General features: G+C 66.5%; 16 protein-coding genes and 1 pseudogene. 2 read left to right on the top strand and 15 right to left on the bottom strand.

Annotated features, from left to right (window positions below; genetic code table 11):
• From ACLV8F_RS16060 to ACLV8F_RS16125, 14 genes are all read right to left on the bottom strand, one after another.
• Nucleotides 1-1,152, bottom strand: a complete 1,152-nt coding sequence (locus ACLV8F_RS16060; RefSeq protein WP_411885203.1) for a Gfo/Idh/MocA family protein — start codon at nt 1,150-1,152, stop codon at nt 1-3.
• A complete protein-coding gene (locus tag ACLV8F_RS16065) occupies nt 1,149-2,174 on the bottom strand; it encodes a sugar phosphate isomerase/epimerase family protein (protein ID WP_411885204.1) in 1,026 nt (341 codons plus the stop codon). Before ACLV8F_RS16065 ends, ACLV8F_RS16060 begins: the two co-directional genes overlap by 4 nt.
• Before the next feature lie 7 nt (nt 2,175-2,181).
• Nucleotides 2,182-3,144 carry an ABC transporter substrate-binding protein gene (locus tag ACLV8F_RS16070; RefSeq protein WP_411885205.1) on the bottom strand — a complete coding sequence of 321 codons (963 nt, stop codon included), beginning with the start codon at nt 3,142-3,144 and terminating at the stop codon, nt 2,182-2,184.
• 56 nt (nt 3,145-3,200) lie between these two features.
• Nucleotides 3,201-4,214 (bottom strand): ABC transporter permease, encoded by a 1,014-nt coding sequence (locus ACLV8F_RS16075; RefSeq protein ID WP_411885206.1) that lies wholly within the window; start codon nt 4,212-4,214, stop codon nt 3,201-3,203.
• The gene (locus tag ACLV8F_RS16080; RefSeq protein ID WP_411885207.1) at nt 4,195-5,679 is read right to left on the bottom strand and encodes a sugar ABC transporter ATP-binding protein; all 1,485 of its coding nucleotides are present in this window, start codon (nt 5,677-5,679) and stop codon (nt 4,195-4,197) included. Before ACLV8F_RS16080 ends, ACLV8F_RS16075 begins: the two co-directional genes overlap by 20 nt.
• A 22-nt stretch (nt 5,680-5,701) precedes the next feature.
• Nucleotides 5,702-7,027 carry a xylose isomerase gene (gene xylA / locus ACLV8F_RS16085; RefSeq protein ID WP_411885208.1) on the bottom strand — a complete coding sequence of 442 codons (1,326 nt, stop codon included), beginning with the start codon at nt 7,025-7,027 and terminating at the stop codon, nt 5,702-5,704.
• Between the two features lie 164 nt (nt 7,028-7,191).
• A complete protein-coding gene (locus ACLV8F_RS16090) occupies nt 7,192-8,142 on the bottom strand; it encodes an SMP-30/gluconolactonase/LRE family protein (protein ID WP_411885209.1) in 951 nt (316 codons plus the stop codon).
• Nucleotides 8,143-8,153: 11 nt separating this feature from the next.
• Complete coding sequence (locus ACLV8F_RS16095) at nt 8,154-9,143, bottom strand: ABC transporter permease (RefSeq protein WP_411885210.1); 990 nt, start codon at nt 9,141-9,143, stop codon at nt 8,154-8,156.
• The gene (locus tag ACLV8F_RS16100; protein WP_411885211.1) at nt 9,143-10,129 is read right to left on the bottom strand and encodes an ABC transporter permease; all 987 of its coding nucleotides are present in this window, start codon (nt 10,127-10,129) and stop codon (nt 9,143-9,145) included. The genes ACLV8F_RS16095 and ACLV8F_RS16100 overlap by 1 nt, the downstream gene beginning before the upstream one ends.
• Nucleotides 10,126-11,676 (bottom strand): sugar ABC transporter ATP-binding protein, encoded by a 1,551-nt coding sequence (locus ACLV8F_RS16105; protein ID WP_411885212.1) that lies wholly within the window; start codon nt 11,674-11,676, stop codon nt 10,126-10,128. The genes ACLV8F_RS16100 and ACLV8F_RS16105 overlap by 4 nt, the downstream gene beginning before the upstream one ends.
• An 11-nt stretch (nt 11,677-11,687) precedes the next feature.
• Nucleotides 11,688-12,791 (bottom strand): sugar ABC transporter substrate-binding protein, encoded by a 1,104-nt coding sequence (locus tag ACLV8F_RS16110; RefSeq protein ID WP_411885213.1) that lies wholly within the window; start codon nt 12,789-12,791, stop codon nt 11,688-11,690.
• A gap of 157 nt (nt 12,792-12,948) precedes the next feature.
• On the bottom strand, nt 12,949-13,923 hold the full coding sequence (locus tag ACLV8F_RS16115) for an ABC transporter substrate-binding protein (protein WP_411885214.1): 975 nt from the start codon (nt 13,921-13,923) through the stop codon (nt 12,949-12,951).
• A 99-nt stretch (nt 13,924-14,022) separates the two neighbouring features.
• Nucleotides 14,023-15,024 (bottom strand): NAD-dependent epimerase/dehydratase family protein, encoded by a 1,002-nt coding sequence (locus ACLV8F_RS16120; RefSeq protein WP_411885215.1) that lies wholly within the window; start codon nt 15,022-15,024, stop codon nt 14,023-14,025.
• On the bottom strand, nt 15,021-15,788 hold the full coding sequence (locus tag ACLV8F_RS16125; protein WP_411885216.1) for an SDR family NAD(P)-dependent oxidoreductase: 768 nt from the start codon (nt 15,786-15,788) through the stop codon (nt 15,021-15,023). The genes ACLV8F_RS16120 and ACLV8F_RS16125 overlap by 4 nt, the downstream gene beginning before the upstream one ends.
• A gap of 216 nt (nt 15,789-16,004) precedes the next feature.
• Here ACLV8F_RS16125 and ACLV8F_RS16130 point away from each other — a divergent pair, with 216 nt between their 5' ends.
• Together ACLV8F_RS16130 and ACLV8F_RS16135 are read left to right on the top strand one after the other, a co-directional pair.
• Nucleotides 16,005-17,243 carry a XylR family transcriptional regulator gene (locus ACLV8F_RS16130; RefSeq protein ID WP_411885217.1) on the top strand — a complete coding sequence of 413 codons (1,239 nt, stop codon included), beginning with the start codon at nt 16,005-16,007 and terminating at the stop codon, nt 17,241-17,243.
• A gap of 181 nt (nt 17,244-17,424) precedes the next feature.
• Nucleotides 17,425-17,805 carry a GFA family protein gene (locus ACLV8F_RS16135; protein ID WP_411885218.1) on the top strand — a complete coding sequence of 127 codons (381 nt, stop codon included), beginning with the start codon at nt 17,425-17,427 and terminating at the stop codon, nt 17,803-17,805.
• 72 nt (nt 17,806-17,877) lie between these two features.
• Here the strand turns inward: ACLV8F_RS16135 and ACLV8F_RS16140 are convergent.
• A pseudogene (locus tag ACLV8F_RS16140) lies at nt 17,878-18,036 on the bottom strand (IS3 family transposase); the annotation flags it as partial.

Here is an 18,036-nt window from a genome sequence, read left to right on the forward strand (position 1 = left end):
TCAGCGCATCGGCGTCCACTTGGCCTGGCTGCCGGTGGACTCCACCACTTTTTCGATGAAGCGCACGCCGCGCGCGCCGTCGGCCAGGCGGGGATAGTCGGCATCCAGCGGATCCGGCGCCAGGCCGGCCTGCAGCGCGCGGATGTGCGCGGCCACGCCGAGGTACACGTTCGCGAAGGCTTCGAGAAAGGCCTCGGGATGACCGGTCGGCAGGCGTGTGGCGCGGCGCGCGGCCTCGCCCAGCCAGGGCGAGCCGCGGGTCAGCACGCGCGCGGGCGCGTCGATGGGCGAGTGAACCAGCCGGTTCGGCTCTTCCTGGTGCCAGGTCAGCGTGCCTTGCGTGCCGAACACCCTAAGGCGCAGATCGTTCTCGCACCCCACCTCGATCTGCGAGGCGATGAGCACACCCCTGGCGCCGTTGCTGAAGCGCAGCAGCGCATTGCCGTCGTCGTCCAGCCGGCGCCCGGGCACAAAGGCGGTCAGGTCCGCGCAGATGCTGTCCAGTTCCAGCCCGGTGACGGTCGCCACCAGGTTCTCGGCATGCGAGCCGATGTCGCCGATGGCGCCGGCCAGGCCGCTGCGCGCGGGGTCGGTGCGCCAGTCGGCCTGCTTCTGCCCCGTCGCTTCCAGTTTGGTGGCAAGCCAGCCCTGGTTGTATTCGACGATGACCTTGCGCACTTCGCCGATCACGCCTTTGCCCACCAGCTCGCGGGCTTCACGCACCATGGGATAGCCGGTGTAGTTGTAGGTCACCCCGAAGACGCAGCCGCTGCGCTGCACGGCGCGCTCCAGCGCCTGGGCCTCTTCGCTGCTGTGCACCAGCGGCTTGTCGCAGACCACGTGGATGCCCGCCTCGGCGAAGGCCAGAGCCACCGGGAAGTGCACGTGGTTGGGCGTGACGATGGAGACGAAGTCGATACGGTCCTGCACCGGCCGCTTCAGTTCGTCGGTCAGCAGGTCCTGCCAGCGACCATGGTTGCGCTCCGGGCGCAGGCCGAGTTCCCGGCCTGACGTGCGCGCGCGCTCAGCGTCGGACGACAGCGCGCCAGCCACCAGTTCCATCTGCCCATCCAGCGCCATGGCCTTGCGGTGCACGGCGCCGATGAAAGCTCCCTGCCCGCCGCCCACCATGGCATAACGCAGCTTTTTCATGACCCGGCCATCCCGCCCTGCTTGGCCTTGTCGAAGACCGCGTCGAAGGCGCCGGCCGCCGGCTTGAAGTCCAGGCGTTTGGAATAGGCGGCGCTTTCGGTGGCGCCGTGCACCCGGTCCATGCGGCTGTCCTCCCATTCCACGCTGAGCGGCCCGGCATAGCCGATGTCGTTCAGGGCCACGATGATGGATTCGAAGTCGATCATGCCGCGGCCCACGCTGCGGAAGTCCCAGTGGCGGCGCGCGTCGCCGAAGCTGGTGTGGCCGCCGAATACGCCCACGGTGCCGTCGCCTTTGCCCCACCACACATCTTTCATGTGCACGTGGTAGATGCGGTCATGGAAGGTGCGCAAAAACTTCACGTAGTCCACCCCCTGGTAGCCCAGGTGGCTGGGGTCGAAATTAAAGCCGAAGCGCTTGTGCCCCGCCACGGCTTCGACGGCGCGCTGCGCCGAGGCGGTGTCGAAAGCGATCTCGGTGGGGTGGACCTCCAGGGCGAAGTTCACGCCCACGGACTCGAAGGTGTCCAGGACGGGCTTCCAGCGTTGCGCGAAGTCGCGAAAGCCTTGCTCCCAGTATTCCTGCGAGGTCGGCGGGAAGGCGTACAGCGAATGCCAGACCGAGGAGCCCGTGAAGCCGGTGACGACTTTCACGCCGAGCCTGCCGGCCGCAAGGGCGGTGTCCTGCATCTCGCGCGCGGCGCGCCGGCGCACGCCTTCCGGGTCGCCGTCGCCCCAGACATGCGCGGGCAGGATGGCCTTGTGACGCTCATCGATCAGGTCGCACACCGCCTGGCCCACCAGGTGGCTGCCGATGGCGAAACAGCGCAGGCCGTGCTTCTCCAGCAGCGCGCGCTTGTCCTTCGCATAGCTTTCGCTCGCCAGCGCTTCCTGCACGTTGAAATGGTCGCCCCAGCAGGCCAGCTCGAGCCCGTCATAGCCCATGCCGCGCGCCAGGGGTGCGAGTTCGGCCAGCGGCAGGTCGGCCCACTGTCCGGTAAAAAGTGTGACGGGTCTGGCCATGGCTGCCTCAGAACGGGGAGTCGGGGAAATAGTATTGCCTGGCGTTGTCCTTGGTCACCAGCACCGAGGGGATGATGGTGGAGGCCGGCAGCTTCTCGCCCTTGACGCGCGCGGCCGCGGTGAGCTTCATCGCGTCGGCGATCATGCTGGGCGAGTAGGTGACGTCGGCCGTCACGACTTTGTCGCCGTCCATCACCTTCTTGATGTAGTCCTTGGAGCCTGCGCCTCCCAGCACCAGCTTGACGTCGGTCCGCTTGGCCTGCTCGATGGCCTTCTGCACACCGACGGCCATGTCGTCGTCGGAAGCCCAGACGGCGTCGATCTGCTTGAAGCGCGTCAGGAAGTCCTGCATCACCTTGAAGGCGTCGTCGCGGTTCCAGTTGCCGTGCTTGGCGTCCAGCACCTTGATGCCCGGCTGGCCCTTCATCACGGCCATGAACGCGTCCACGCGCTGGTTGTCGATGACGGTCGGGATGCCGCGCAGCACGACGACGTTGCCCTTGCCGCCCAGTGCCTTGGCGAGGTATTCGCCCGACACCTTGCCGAAGCCCGGGTTGTCGCCCGCAACGTAGGCGTCCTGTGCGCTGGGGTCGGTCAGGCCGCGGTCGACCACCGTCACGTACACACCCTTGCCTTTGACCTGGGCCACGGGCTGCGTCAGCGGGGCCGACTCGAAGGGCAGGATGACCAGCGTGTCGATCTTGTTGGCCGTTTGCAGGTCCTGGACCTGGTTGGCCTGCTCCGCGGCGGAGCCGGCGGTCTTGACGGTGACCTTCAGGCCGGGGTATTGCTTTTCCAGCTCCGTCTTGGTGCGGTTGGCCCAGTACACCACCCCGCCCGTCCAGCCGTGGGTGGCGGCCGGGATGGACACGCCGATGTGCGGCTTGTTCTGCGCCAGCGCCGCAGGCGCGGTGCCGAACAAGGCCAGGGCCGCGACGCCTGCCGCGAGCAGTTGGGTGATCGGTTTCATGGTTTGTCTCCTCTTTGGGTTGGCTGAAAAGACGGCAGTGCCGCCGGTGGAATGCCTCATTTGCGCCCGCGCTGGAAGAACGCCACCGCGATGATCACGAAGCCCTGCACCGCGGCGTTCAGGTACACGCTGATGATGCTGGTGAGGTTCAGGATGTTGCTGATCACCGAGAGCAGCACCGCGCCGATCACCGTGCCGGTGATGCTGCCGGCGCCGCCCTTGAGCGCCGTGCCGCCGACGATCACCGCCGCGATCGCCTCAAGTTCCCAGAGCAGGCCCGTGGCCGGCGAGGCCGAGCCCAGGCGCGGCACGTAGAGCACGGTGGCGATGCCCACGCAGATGCCCAGCAGCATGTAGGTGATCACCTTCACGCGGTCCACGTCCACGGCCGCGTAGCGCGCCACCTGCTCGTTGGAGCCTATGGCCTGCACATAGCGGCCGTAGGCGGTCCGGTTCAGGATCAGGCCGCCCAGCAGCGCGACCACGATGAAGACCCATACCGGCACCGGCACGCCCAGCCAGCTGCCGTAGTACACCGGGCCGTAGGCGGTGGCCAGCGTGCCATCCAGTGTGATCGCGCCGCCGTTGGAAAAGTAAGTCAGGTAGGCGCGGAAGATGCCCAGGGTGCCCAGGGTCACGATAAAGGGCTCGATGCGCCCCTTGGTGATCAGCAGGCCATGGGCCAGGCCGAACAGCGCACCGAGCGCGATGGCGCAGGCCATGCCGGCCAGGATGGCGGCCAGCGGCGGCCAGCCGGCGCCCGCGGCGGCGTTCATCAGCAGGATCATGGTGCCGGCGATCAGCGCCGCCATCGAGCCCACGGAAAGGTCGATGCCGCCGGAGATGATCACGAAGCACATGCCCACGGCGATGATGCCGATGAAGGCCGTGCGCGTGAGGACGTTCATGACGTTGTCCAGGCTGGCGAAGTTCTCGTTCAGCATGGCGCCGAGCAGGCACACCAGGACCAGGCCCGCCAGCGGGCCGCCGCCGCGCAGGCCGGACCACCGGCGCGCGGCCATAGGCGCCGGCGCTGCGCCGGCCATGGGCTTAGTGGGTTCCAGTTGCATGGGCGATCAGCAATTCTTCGGTGAGCTGGTCCTGCGGCAGTTCGGCCGCCAGCCTGCCCTGGCGCATGACGATGACGCGGTGGCACAGGCCGATGAGCTCCAGCAGTTCGGACGAGACGATGACCACGGCGCGGCCCTCGGCGGCCAGGCGCCGGATCAGGAAATAGATGTCGCGCTTGGCGCCCACGTCCACGCCGCGCGTGGGCTCGTCAAGCACCACGACTTGCGGCTGCGGCTGCAGCACGCGCGCGAGCGCCAGTTTCTGCTGGTTGCCGCCGGACAGCGCCGAGGCCGGCACACCGGCCGACGCGCGGATGCCGAAGGCCTCGCTGGCCTGCTTCAGGGCCGCGCGCTCCGCCGCGGGGTCAAGCCAGGGCCGGGCGTATTGCTCCAGCGCCATCAGCGTGAGGTTCTCCGCCAGGCCCATGCGCAGGTGCAAGCCGCGGCCCTTGCGGTCCTCGCTCAGGTAGGTCAGTCCCAGGCGCGCGGCCGAGCGCGGGCTGCGCCGCGTCCATGGACGGCCGGTGATTTCCACCGCCGCGCAGCTCGACGGACGCAGGCCCAGCAAGCCCTCGAACAACTCGGTTCGCCCGGCGCCGACCAGCCCGGCGAAACCGAGGATCTCACCGGCGCGCACTTCGAAGCTCACGTCCTGCGCCCAGCCGGGCACCTGCAGGCCCTCAACCTTGAGCAGCACCGGCGCGCCGTCCGGCACGGGCTGCCGCGGCGGGAACAGGTCGCTGAGTTCACGGCCCACCATGAGGCTGGCCATCTGGTGCCGGCTCACGCTGCCCGTGAGCCGCTGCGCCACCAGGCGGCCGTCGCGCATGACCAGCACCTCGTCGGTGATGCGCTCGACTTCGTCCAGCTTGTGCGAGATGTACAGCACCGTGGCGCCCTGGTCGCGCAATTGCGCGATCAGGCCGAACAGCCGGTCGGTTTCCGACGGCGTGAGCGTGGCGGTGGGTTCGTCCATCACCAGCACGCGGGCATTGCGGCTCAGCGCCTTGGCGATCTCCACCAGCTGCTTCTCGGCCACGATCAGGTCGCGCACACGCCGGCCCGGGCTGCAGGTGAGCCCCACCGAGCGCATGGCCGCCTCGGCGCGGCGCGCCATCTCCGCCTCGTCGAGGAAGCCATGGCGTATCAACTCGTGCCCGAGGAAGATGTTCTGGGCGATGGTCAGGTCGTCGGCGAGGTTGAACTCCTGGTGGATCATCACGATGCCTTCGGCTTCGGCGTCGCGCGGCCCGCGGAAACTCACGGCCTGGCCGGCGATCTCCACCGAACCCTCACTGGCCTGTTCGTAGCCGGCCAGTATCTTCATCAGCGTGGATTTTCCGGCGCCGTTCTCGCCCAGCACGCCGTACACGCGGCCGGGTGCGAAAGCGAAGCTCACGCCGTGCAGCACCTGCACGGGGCCGAAGCGCTTTGTCACCTGCTGGAAGCCGACGGCCGGGTTCATGGTGGGCGCTCCTGCCGGTGCTTCAGACGACGGGGTCGAAGATCGCGGCGTTCACGCGGTTTTCCAACCACTCCTGCCGGCCGCTTACCGGCTTGGGCCTGATGTCCTGGACGAAGGCGTATTCGGCGACCTCGCTGAGTTTCATGTCCCCGCCCAGGATGCCGCGGCCCAGGTCACCCTCCCAGCGGGCATAACGCTCGGCGCGAAAGCGCTCGAGCTCACCGGCCTCGATGAGCCGTGCGGCGCTCTTGAGCGCCAGGGCCAGCGCGTCGATGGCGCCCGCGTGGCCATGCAGCAGGTCCACCGGATCCATGCTCTGGCGGCGCACCTTGGCGTCGAAGTTGAAGCCGCCGCTGCCGACGCCGCCGGCGCGCAGGATTTCATACATCGCCAGGGTGAGGTCTTCCACGCTGTTGGGGAACTGGTCGGTGTCCCAGCCGTTCTGCGGGTCGCCCCGGTTGGCGTCGATGCTGCCGAAGATGCCCAGCGAAGCGGCCGTGGCGATCTCATGCTGGAAGCTGTGGCCCGCCAGCGTGGCATGGTTGGCCTCGATGTTCAGCTTGATCTCGTGCTCCAGGCCGAATTCCTTGAGGAAACCATAGACCGTGGCGCTGTCGTAGTCGTACTGGTGCTTGGTGGGCTCAAGCGGCTTGGGCTCGATCAGCAGCTGGCCCTGGAAGCCGATCTTGTGCTTGTGCTCCACCACCATCTGCATGAAGCGGCCGAGCTGGCGGCGCTCGCGCCGCAGGTCGGTGTTGAGCAGCGTGTCGTAGCCTTCACGGCCGCCCCACATCACGTAGTTGGCGCCGCCCAGCCGGTGGGTGGCATTGAGCGCGCTGAAGACCTGCGTCGCGGCATAGGCGAAGACTTCGGGGTCGGGGTTGCTCGCGGCCCCGGCGGCGTAGCGTGGATGGCTGAAGAGGTTGGCCGTGCCCCACAGCAGCGCTATGCCCGTCTCCTGCTGCTTCTGCGCCAGCACGTCCACCATGGCCGAGAGGTTGCCGCGGTAGTCCGCCAGGCTCGCGCCCTCCGGCGCCACGTCGGTGTCGTGAAAAGTGTAGAAGGGCACGCCCAGCCGCGAGATCAGGCCGAAGGCGGCGTCGGCCTTGCGGCGCGCCAGCGTCAACTCGTCGCCGGGCACGTGCCAGGGCCGCGCGAAGGTCCCCTGCCCGAACACGTCGTTACCCGGCCACACAAAGGTATGCCAATAGCAGACGGCGAGCCGCAGGTGCTGCTCCATCGTCTTGCCCAGCACGCGCTCCTTGGCGTCGTAATGGCGGTAGGCCAGTGGATTCGTCGACTGCGGGCCCTCATAGAGGACCTGGGGTAGGGATTCGAAGGAGGTCATGTCTGCGCCGGAACAACCAAAGTGGCGATGCTAGCCCCTGCGCCGCCGCGCAAGTTTGCGAATTTGGCGAGCGCGGCTTATGAAATTTCTTTCTGCATTGCAGCAATTGACGTGAACCTGTGCGAATCGGCGTGAGGGCGCTTGGCCCGGCACCGGAGCACGGCTCAGCCGGGCCGTGGTGCGTGGGCGCCGGCGCCGGACACCGCCAGGTAGCAGGCATACAGTGAAGTGGTCGCCGTGATGAACAATCTGTTACCCCGGGGACCGCCGAACTCGAGATTGGCCACCGGCTCCGGAATGAGGATCTTGCCCAGCAGCTCACCCCGCGGCGTGAAGCAGTGGACACCGTCGCCGGCACTGGTCCACACATTGCCCAGGGCATCCACGCGCAGCCCGTCCGGGATACCGGTGTCCACCGTTGCGAACACTTCGCCTCCGCGCAGCCGGCCTTCTGCCACCTCGAACGAACGGATATGGCGCGGCCCTTCGGGGTCGTGCGAGGCCCCCGAGTCCGCGATGTACAGCCGCTTTCCGTCAGGCGAGAAGGCCAGCCCATTCGGCTGGACAAAGTCAGTCGCGACGGCGTCCACCCGGCCGCCGGCGGGATCGACACGGAACACGTAGCGGCCTCCGTACTCGGGCTCCGCCGTATAACCCTCGTAGTCGGAAAGGATGCCGTAGGTCGGGTCGGAGAACCACAAGGCCCCGTCGGGCCCGGCCACCAGGTCGTTGGGCGAGTTGAGCTTCTTGCCCTGGAACGAGGAGGCGATCACCGTGCGGCGCCCGTCATGTTCGGTGCGGCTGACGCAGCGCGTGCCATGTTCACAACTCAGCAGGCGGCCCTTGCCGTCGCGCGTGTTGCCGTTGGTGAAATCAGAGGGCTTGCGGAACTCCACGACACATCCGGGCCCGGCGCCATCGGGCACCCAGCGCAGGATGCGGTTGTTGGGGATGTCGCTGAACAGCAGGAAATCGCCCGCGGGGAAATACACCGGCCCTTCGGCCCAGCGCGCGCCGCAGTAGAGCTTCTCGACAAAACCGTTAGGGGGCACCACGCCGCGAAAGCGCGCGTCGTGCAGGCGGAACTCGCCGCGAATGCCATAGTGTTCACCCATGCTCACTCCACTTACCTCACTTTGGCCGATCTTCCGTACAGCATCAGCATGGCCAGGATCAGCACGCCGTAAATGATCTGCCGGCCTGCTTCAGGCATCTGCAGGACGGCCAGCATGCTCTGCAACAGCACGATGAAAACGACACCGGCGACCGTTCCCAGGTAGCTGCCGCGGCCGCCCAGGATGTTGGTGCCGCCCAGCACCACGGCCGCGATCGCCGGCAGCAGGTAGGGGTCGCCCATGGCCTGGTAGGCGTTGCCCGAATACCCGGCCAGCAGCACGCCGGCGAACGCGGACAGCATGCCGCAGGCGACGAAACAGGCGACCGTCATCCCGGCGGTTCGCACGCCGCTGAGGTAGGCGGCGCGCTCGCTGTTGCCGATCACGTAGACGTAGCGGCCCGCCGCCGTGCGCGTCAGCAGCAGGTACGCCAGCAGCGAGACCAGCGCCCAGGTCAGCACCGCGTTGGGCAGGCCCGCAGTCCTGCCCACGGCCAGGTCGCGCATCAGCGGGGTGGCCGCGTCCTGCGGTGCATGGCCGCCCGTGTACAGCACCATCAGGCCCTGCAGCACGGCATTCGCGCCGAGCGTGAAAATCATCGAGGGAATCCGCAGGAAAGCCACGCCCAGGCCGTTCACCAATCCGATCAGCGCTCCGCAGAGCAGGCCGGCGGGAATGGCCCACCCGGGCCCGAAGGCCGCCCCCGCGGCGGCGGCCATCATGGCGCCAGTGGTGATGGTCCACGGCACGGACAGGTCGATGTGGCCTAGCAGGATGACGGCCATCAAGCCCGCCGCGGCAAGCCCGAGGAAAGCGGCGATCTGCAGTTGCTGCAGCAGGTAGGTGGGCATCAGGAAGTTGCGGTTCACGGCACTGCCGGCCAGCAGCAGCGCCAGGCAGCACAGCGCGACCACGGCGGGCGGGTTCAGCAGCAGCCATCGCACGGGCCGCCTCCGGGCCCCGGACGAAGGCTGTGCGGCGATCACTTCACTCGCGTTCATCAGAAAAGCTCCAGGCGGTTTCTGACGCGCAGCACGCGCGCCGCGCCCATGCACACGGCGCCCAGCAGGATCAGGCCCTCGAACAGCGGCTGCCACAGCGCCGGCGCGTTGAAGACGAACAGCAGGTCGCCGATGGTGCGCAGCACGAAGGCGCCGAGGATGGAGCCGACCATCCCGCCGGTGCCGCCGTACAGCGAGGTGCCGCCTATCACGACCGCCGCGATGGAGTTGAGGGTGTACAGCCCCGCCTGCGGGCCGCTGGCCTCACCCGACAGCGCGATCAGCGACAGCAGCAGCCCGGCGACACCCGACAGCAGCCCGGCGAGGGTGTAGGCGAGAAATTTGGCGCGCTCGGACGGAACGCCGGAAAGGTAGGCGGCCTGCTCCGACGAGCCGACGGCATAACATGCGCGCCCGATCACCGTCCGCCGGAAAGGCATCCAGCCCAGCACCACCAGCGCGGCCAGCAGGACCAGGGTGGCGGGGATGACCCCGAACAGCCGGCCGGTCAGGGCGTCCGCCAGCCCCTCGCTGACCTCGCCGCCGGGCGCGGGCCGCAGCAGCAGCGCAAAGCCGAAGTACACCGCGCCGGTGGCGAGCGTGACGATGATGGGCTGAAGGCGCCCGAACACCACGATGGCGCCGTTGAGGGCGCCCGCCGCCGCGCCGCAGGCCAGCACCAGCACGACGCCCAGGGCCACTTGCCAGGGCGCACCGTTCACCACCGTGGAGGCGAGGCATCCGGTCAGCACCATCACCATGCCGACGGAAAGGTCCAGTCCCCGGGTGATGACAGGCAAGGTCTGCGCCATCGCCACGATGGCCAGCAGCACCGCCTTGTTGGAGGCGGTGGTCACGATGGCCACGGAGATCGAGCGCGGATGCTCCAGCAGGAACAGCGCAAACATCAGGGCGAACACCGCCAGGGCGGCGAGCGGCCCGCTGTTGCGCCGCAATGCCATGGCCCATTCGCCGCGCCGGTTCATGCGGTGGCGGCCTCCCGGCCGCCGGAGGGAACGTTGAGCGAGTCGTTGAGCGAAACATTGAGCGAAGAAGCCACGATCGCGTGTTCGCTGATCTCGCCGCCGGCCAGCGTGCGGGCGATCCGGCCCTCATACATGATGAGCACGCGGTCGGCCAGGCCGACCAGCTCCTCGTAGTCGGTGGAATACAGCAGCACGGCCACGCCTTCGCCGGCCAGCCGGCGCAGCAGCGCATACAGCTCCTGCTTGGTGGCCACGTCGATGCCGCGGGTCGGGTCATTGAGCAGCAGCACGCGCGGCTGGGTCATGAGCCATTTGGCGATCACCACCTTCTGCTGGTTCCCGCCCGACAAGGTCTGCACCGCATCTTGCGTGGAGCCGATCTTGATGCGTAGCTGCTCCACCATCCGCGCCACGGCGGAGTGCTCCGCCGTCGCGCTGAGGATGCCCAGGCGGCCTAGCGCCGGCAGGTTGGCCAGGCTCATGTTCTCCCGGATGCTCATGGGCAGGATCAGCCCCTCGGTCTTGCGGTCCTCGGGGATCAGCGCAATGCCCAGCTCCGGATCCCTGCACCTGTGCGGCGCCAGGCCGCGCGGCTCGCCGAACACCCGCACCTTGCCCTGGACGCCCTTGAGCACACCGAACAGGGCCAGCAGCAGCTCCCGCTGGCCCTGCCCGTCCAGCCCTCCCAGCCCGACGATTTCACCCGCCTTGATCTCCAGCGAAATGTCGTGCAGCTCGGAAGGCCAGCTCAGGCCCTCCACGCTGATGGCGGGCTGGGCCCAGGGCGCGGGACCGGTTTTCGGCGGATAGGACCTGGCGACATCGCGGCCTACCATCAGTTGCACCACCTCCTCATCGGAGCGGCTTCCACTGGGGAAGGTGTCCACGCGCCGGCCGCTGCGAAACACCGAGCAGGTATCGGCCAGCGCCTTGACCTCATGCATGCGGTGTGAAATGAACAGGCAGCCCACACCGCTCGCCCGCAGCTCGAACAGGAGCTTGTAGAGCCGCTCCACGTCCTCACCGCTCAAGGCGGAGGTCGCCTCATCGAGGATCAGCAGCCGCGGCTGAAGGCTCAGCGCCTTGGCGATCTCGATCAGCTGGCGCCTGGAAAGCGGCAGGTCGCGCACGCGCGCCTTGGGATGGATGTCGCCGCAGCCCAGCCTGTCCAGCAACGCCAGCGCCTGCTCTTGCTGGGCCCTGGCGTCGATCAGCCCGCGCCGGCGCGGCGGCCGCGCCAGGAAGATGTTCTCCGCCACCGAGAGGTCAGGCACCAGGGACAACTCCTGGAACACGCAGGCGATCCCGTGGTCTCTGGCCACGTTCGGCGACACCAGGCGCAGCTCGGCTCCCTCCATGAGGATGCGGCCGGCATCGGGCTGCACCACCCCGGCGATGGCCTTGATCAGGGTGGACTTGCCCGCGCCGTTTTCACCGAGAACGGCATGGATTTCACCGGCATGGCAGGTGAGGTCGGCGCCGTCCAGCGCGCGCACGCCCGCATAGCGCTTGGAGACTCCCTGGAGCTGCAGCAAGGCCTCGGGCATGGCGCGTTCCTTCAGGTGTTGCCTTCGCTCTGCTTCATGATGTCCGGCGCCGTGATGTTGATGTTGCACGGCGGGAACTCATTGGCCACATAGAAGGTGTCCGGCAGCTCGGGGTAGAAGTTCTTTCCCGGCTCCATCTGCGGGTATTCCACGTAGGGGATGGGCACCGAGATGTACTGGGGCAGTTTCTGCCCCTGCAGCGCGGCGATGGCCGCCTTCAGCGCCACGGCCACCAGGCCGGGGGACTGCGCGGCCGAGGCGCCTTTGAGTCCCTCCTTGTTATGCGCGTAGACCATCTTGCGAAAGCCGTTTTCCCCTTCGGCGCCGATAGGCACGAAAGGATGTTTGGCCTCGATCAGCGCGCGGACCGTGCCGTTGGAGCCGGCCTGGGTGTAAATGCCGTTGAACCGGCCGTGCACGGCGATGGCGTCCGCCGCCACCTTCTGGGAAGTGCCGTCGTCCCAGTTGCCCACAACCTCGACGATCTGCACGCCCTTGTGCTTTTCCATGATCTCGCGAAAGCCCAGGTGCCGGTCGCGATCGACCGAGTTTCCCGGCAGCCCGCGGATTTCAAGCACCTTGCCGCTGGTGACGCCGTTTTTTTCCAGCCATCGCCCCATGAGGCGGCCCATCTCGAACTGGTCCTCGTTGACCTGGATGACCTCATCGGTGTCCAGCACATTGTCGAAGGGGATCAGGACCACACCCGCATCCCTGGCGCGCTTGATCACCGGCTTGAAGGACGTGGGCGACACCGCGATGGTGAGGATGGCGTCGAAGCCCGCATTGATGAAGTTGTCGACGGCGCCCAGTTGCGCGGCGACGTCGGTGCCGGTGGAGACCACCTTCAGTTCCTTGATGTGGGGCTTCATCTCCGGCGTCGCCGCGTAGGCCTTGAGCGACTTGATCATCTGGATGCGCCAGCTGTTTCCCGCGTAGCCGTTGGCCAGGGCGATGCGGTAGGGGCCTTTCTTGGCGGGGTACTGGATGGTCTTGGTGCTGGCGGAAAAAGGCTTGAAGCAGGCGGGCTCATAGGTCTGCGCCGCCGCGGGGCCCGCGATACCCGCCAGTGCTGCGCCGGCGCTTGCGGCAAGAATGTCTCGTCTTGTATGCATGGCTGTCTCCTGATCGTTTTTTTGCCGGCCTGGCGGCATGCGCGCGATCGCGAAACCGCGCGGGTGGGTCGTAATGGGCCGCGACTTCCAGGCCAGCCGCTTTCTTGTCGCCCTACGAATGCAAAACCGGTTCGCCGGTCTTTCGCCAGTACGTTCGCTAGTACTTGCGGTTGGGGAACTCCTTGGCCGCGATTTCGGCCGGGAATACACCCTCGATGGTCTTGATCCAGCGCTCCAGGGGCTGGCCGGCGGCAGCCTTCGCCGCCGCCTCCATCAGTTGCGGACCAAGGAGAGGGTTGCACTCCACACTCACGTTCATCTTGCCCGCGATCATGGCTTCGAAGGCACCCTTGACGGCGTCAACGCCGATGACAAGAATGTCTTTGGCGGGCTTGAGGCCGGCTTCCTCGATCGCCTGGATCGCGCCTATGGCCATGTCGTCGTTGTGCGCGTACAGAACGTTGATTTTTTTGCCCTCGGCCTTCAGAAAGGCCTCCATCACTTCCTTGCCCTTGGCGCGCGTGAAGTCGCCGGTCTGGGAGCGGATGACCTTGTAGCGCGGATTCGTCTTGATGACTTCGTCGAATCCCTTCTTGCGGTCGATCGCGGGGTCCGAGCCGACCGTTCCCTGGAGCTCGACGATGTTGACGGGGCCCGTGGTGTTCTTCGTATTGTCGAGAAGCCATTTCGCCGCACGGCGGCCTTCCTCGACGAAGTCGGAGCCAATGAAGGTAGTCCAGGTGGAGGGGTCCTTCACCACCACGTTGCGGCTCTCCAGGATAACGGGAATCTTCGCGGCCTTGGCCTCCTTCAGCACGGTGTCCCAGCCTGTCGTGACCAGCGGTGCCAGAATGATGACGTCCACCTTCTGGGTGATGAAGGAGCGGATTGCCTTGATCTGGTTCTCCTGTTTCTGCTGCGCGTCGGAAAACTTCAATTCGTGGCCGGCCGCCTTGGCAGCGGCTTTGACCGAATCGGTATTCGCGGTTCGCCATTCGCTCTCGGCGCCGGTCTGGGCAAAGCCGATCACCAGTTTCTTGCCTGGGGCCTGGGCGTGGGCAAACGGGCTCCATGCCGGCACGAGGCCGGCGGCCAGGGTTGCCGTGAAGGTGCGTCGCTGAAGAGGTCTCATGTCCTGTCTCCTGAATGTTGGTTTGGTCAAAGCGCGCCGGCACCCGGTCTTTCTGCTTCCCTGCTCCTCCCGGTGCGGCGGCGAGTGGAGCGGGTGTTCCTATCCGGGATACCAGACGATACGGGGGTCCCCGGCGGAGCGCTGGTAGGTCCACGCTGCCTCCACCAGCCGCGCCATGTCGTACCGGGGGCGCCAGCCCAGGAGGAATTTCGCCTTGCTGTTGTCCAGCCATGTCGAGTGGTAGGGGGTGGGTACGGGAACCAGCGGCGTTCCGCGCGTGCGCGCCAGGTAGTCGCCCAGCGCCCCGTAATCGACGGGCTCATCCATGCAGACGTTCATGCGTTGGTGCCTGGCCTGCGGCGAATCTAGCGCCAGCAAAAGCGCCTCGACCAGGTCGTCCACATGCACGAAGTTGCGCTTCACCGGCTTGCCTTGCGGATCCAGCATCACCGGAATGGCTTCGGCGGCCATGTATTCGAGCGCCCTCGCCGCCCCCACCAGCTCGTGCCAGCGGGGACCGCCGAAAACGTCGTCGCCGAAGGACAGCGAATAACGGAAATCGTCTTTTTCCATGATCCAGGGCGCGCGCAGGCAGCAGCCGTTGAGCCCGTACTGGATCTGGTATTGCTCGAGCATCACTTCCTCGAGCACCTTGGACAGGGCATAACACCCCGGGTAGGCGCTGTGCGGCTGGCTCTCGACGACGGGAACGCTGTGCGGATAGTAGAAGTGGCCCACTGCGGCATCTCCCCCCACCAGCAGGAACTGCCGGAATGTGCTGCTGGCGCGGCATTCCTCGAGCAGCCAGAACATGCCCTTGACCGCCACGTCCATCACATCGTCCGGCGTCTCCTTGCTGGTCGCCAGGTGCAGCACGTGCGTTGCGCCTTCCAGCGCGCGGCGGACGTCGTCTCGATGCTGGATGGAGCCCTGCACGGATTCGACCCGGGGGTGCGCAGGCAAGGTCCGCTTGTGGCACAGCGCGCGAAGCCGAAACCTGCCGTAGCGCGCATCGCCCAGCAGACGCTCGATGAAGGACCGCCCGACTTTGCCGGTCGCGCCCGTCACAAGGATGAGATCGCGCGCCGCCGGAGCGTTCATGTCCAGCCACCGTCAACGACCAGGTCCTGCGCCGTCATCATGCTGCTGTCATCGGAGGCAAGAAAGAGCACGGCGCGCGCGAGGTCCCCGGGAGCAAGTTCGCCGGGCAGGCACTGCGCTTTCGCCAGTTCGATCTTCGCTTGCGGGGTCACCCACAGCCGAACCTGCTTTTCGGTCATGACCCAACCCGGGACCACCGTGTTGACACGGATGCGATGCGGGCCGAAGTCGCGCGCAAGGCTTCGGGTGAGTCCCTGGGCCGCGGCCTTGCAGGTGGTGTACACAGGCATCCCGCCCGTCTTGACCATCCAGCTCACCGAGCCGAAATTGATGATGGAGCCCCCGCCCAGGGCTTTCATGTCCTTGAAAACCTCCTGAGCGGCAAAAAAGTAATGCTTGAGGTTTACGGCCACGCCGGCATCCCAGGACTCGGGCGTGGTCTCTTCAATCAGATGGCGCTGGTCATTCGCCGCGTTGTTCACCAGAACCTGGATGGGGCCGATGTGCCGGCGGAGCGCGCCTATGGCGCCGCGCAGGCGGGGGATGTCCGTCACATCGCATTCCTCGAAATGGACGCCGCGCAGCCCTTCACCTTCGAGCCTGGCCAACAAAGTCAGGGCCCCTTCCGTGTCAATGTCGACAAACCCCACCCGGGCGCCCTGCACGGCGAAATGCTCCACGAGGGAAGCGCCTATCCCCGTGGCGCCGCCGGAGATGAGCACGCTCTTGCCGTTGAGACTCGGGTAGCGGGTTGGCTCAGTCATCGATTTCCTCGTTGGTTTCCCCGGAAGCCGTTTTCTGCTTCGCGCCCATGGAGGGCGCGCCTTCACGCGATGGGAGGAGTGCCCCCCACCGCGACAAGCAGAGTGGCGATGCTAGCGGGTGCGCCCGCGCGGCGGCTTGCGAAATTGCCGAGTGCGGCTTACGAAATTTCTTTCTGCATCGCAGCAATTGGCTTGATGTGCCAAGATCGGCCTTCCATGAGCAAAAGCCCGACCCCGCGCCGGCCCGGCCGGACCAACGGCCCCGCAGTCCTGCGCGTGGCCCTGTTGTTCCATGCCAGCAAGGTCTACGACCGCGAGATACTCATCGGCATCGGCGACTATGTGAAACAGACGCGGGTGGCCTGGGACCTGTTCCTGGAGGAGGACTTCCGCTTCCGGCTGGACGGCATCCACGAGTGGGAGGGCGACGGCATCATCGCGGACTACGACGACCCCGCCGTCGCGCGGGCGCTCACGGGCGCCCATGTCCCGGTCATCGCCATCGGCGGCTCGTACGAGGACCCCTCCAGCTACCCGGGCCAGGTCCCTTACGTGGCCACGGACAACCAGTTGCTGGTCGCGCACGCTCTGGAACATCTGGTGGAAGCCGGCGTGACGCGATTCGCGTGCTACAGCCTCCCGGAATCCCCGCTCAACCGCTGGGCCCAGGAGCGCGAGAGGGCCTTTTCGGCATGGCTGCTGCGCAACGGCGCTTCGGGCGAGATTCACCGCGGCCTCGCCACCAGCGCACCTACCTGGGGGAGCGCCACCAAGAAGCTGATCGCCTGGCTGGACAGCCTGCCCAAGCCGATCGGCATCGTCGCCGTCACCGACGCGCGCGCGCGCCAGTTGCTGCAGGCCTGCATCGTCGCCGACATCGCCGTGCCCGACGAGGTGGCGATCATCGGCATTGACAACGATACGCTGGGGCAGCACCTCACCCGCATTGAGCTCAGCTCCGTGAGCCAGGGCACGGCCGAGATGGGCCGCCGCGCGGCGCAGCTGCTGCATCAGGCGCTGAGCGGCTCGCCGGTTCGCGGCACCCGCGTGGTGGTACCGCCGGCCGGTGTCCAGAGCCGGGCGTCGACCACCCGCGACGTCAAGCACAGCCCGGCGGTGATGCGGGGGCTCTATTACATACGCCAGTACGCCTGCCAGGGCATCAAGACCGAGCAGGTGGCTGAGATGATGGGCATGTCGCGTTCATCGCTGGAAATGTATTTCCGCCGCGACCTCAATCGCTCGGTGCACGACCAAATCCTGCAGCGCAAACTGGAACACTGCTTCGAGCTTTTGGCCCACACAGACACGGGCATTGCAGAGATTGCGCAGGCCTCTGGGTTCCGCTCAGTGCAGTACCTGAACGCGGTATTTCGGCGCGAGGTCGGGTCGACACCGGCCGCATGGCGAGAATCCAAACGTGCCACGCGGACGTCCGATCCGGGTTTGAGGTAAACCTCTCGGGATCGGCTCTCCGCTTGTGCATGGTAGTACGGATGCCAGGTGAGCTCATCGATCCTCGCAGATCTGCTTCGTGGAGGGAACCGCGCCAAGTTTTCACTAGCGTACTCTTGACACTTATGCCGCTCTCGAGCGAATAGCCGGCAAGCGAGGATTTGCGTAAAAATTCACAGCTATGAATACTTTCCAAGGCTCATGCCACTGCGGCGCTTGCCGCTTCGAAGTAGATACCGACCTTGATCACGTCAGGAGCTGCAATTGCTCAGTGTGCAGACGCCGAGGTGCGCTGATCCACAGGGTTCCCAAGTCAGCGCTTCGCATGCTCACCCCGCTTGTAAACCTGACTGTCTATGAATGGAACTCGCGTACCGCCAAAGATTACTTCTGTCCCAATTGCGGAATCATGCCTTTTCGGATTCCGAGCGCGCCGACCGCAGAAGAAATAGCGCAAGGCAAGCTGCCGTTTGAGGGCTGGGCCATCAATGCTTGCTGCCTTGAGGGGGTCGATTTGTCCAAGGTACCGATCAGGCTGGTTAACGGAGCCGGTTTGTCTTGAACCGGCAGGTAGACGCATGACAGCATTGGCGCAATACTTCGCTTATGACCGCTGACAACAGTACTCCGCTACTTCCGGCTGAGGGCTGATTTCGTCCAGGTAGGAGCCGTAGCGACGCCGCTTGGGCTTGGCAACGACCAAGCGTTCTTGTTTCATCAACCGCTGCACGACCTTCCCGGAGATGGTGACGCGCTGCCTGGTCAACGAAGCCTGCAGCCGGCGGTAGCCGTA

The organism is Polaromonas sp. YR568, assembly GCF_943369675.1.
Lineage (GTDB): Bacteria > Pseudomonadota > Gammaproteobacteria > Burkholderiales > Burkholderiaceae_C > Polaromonas.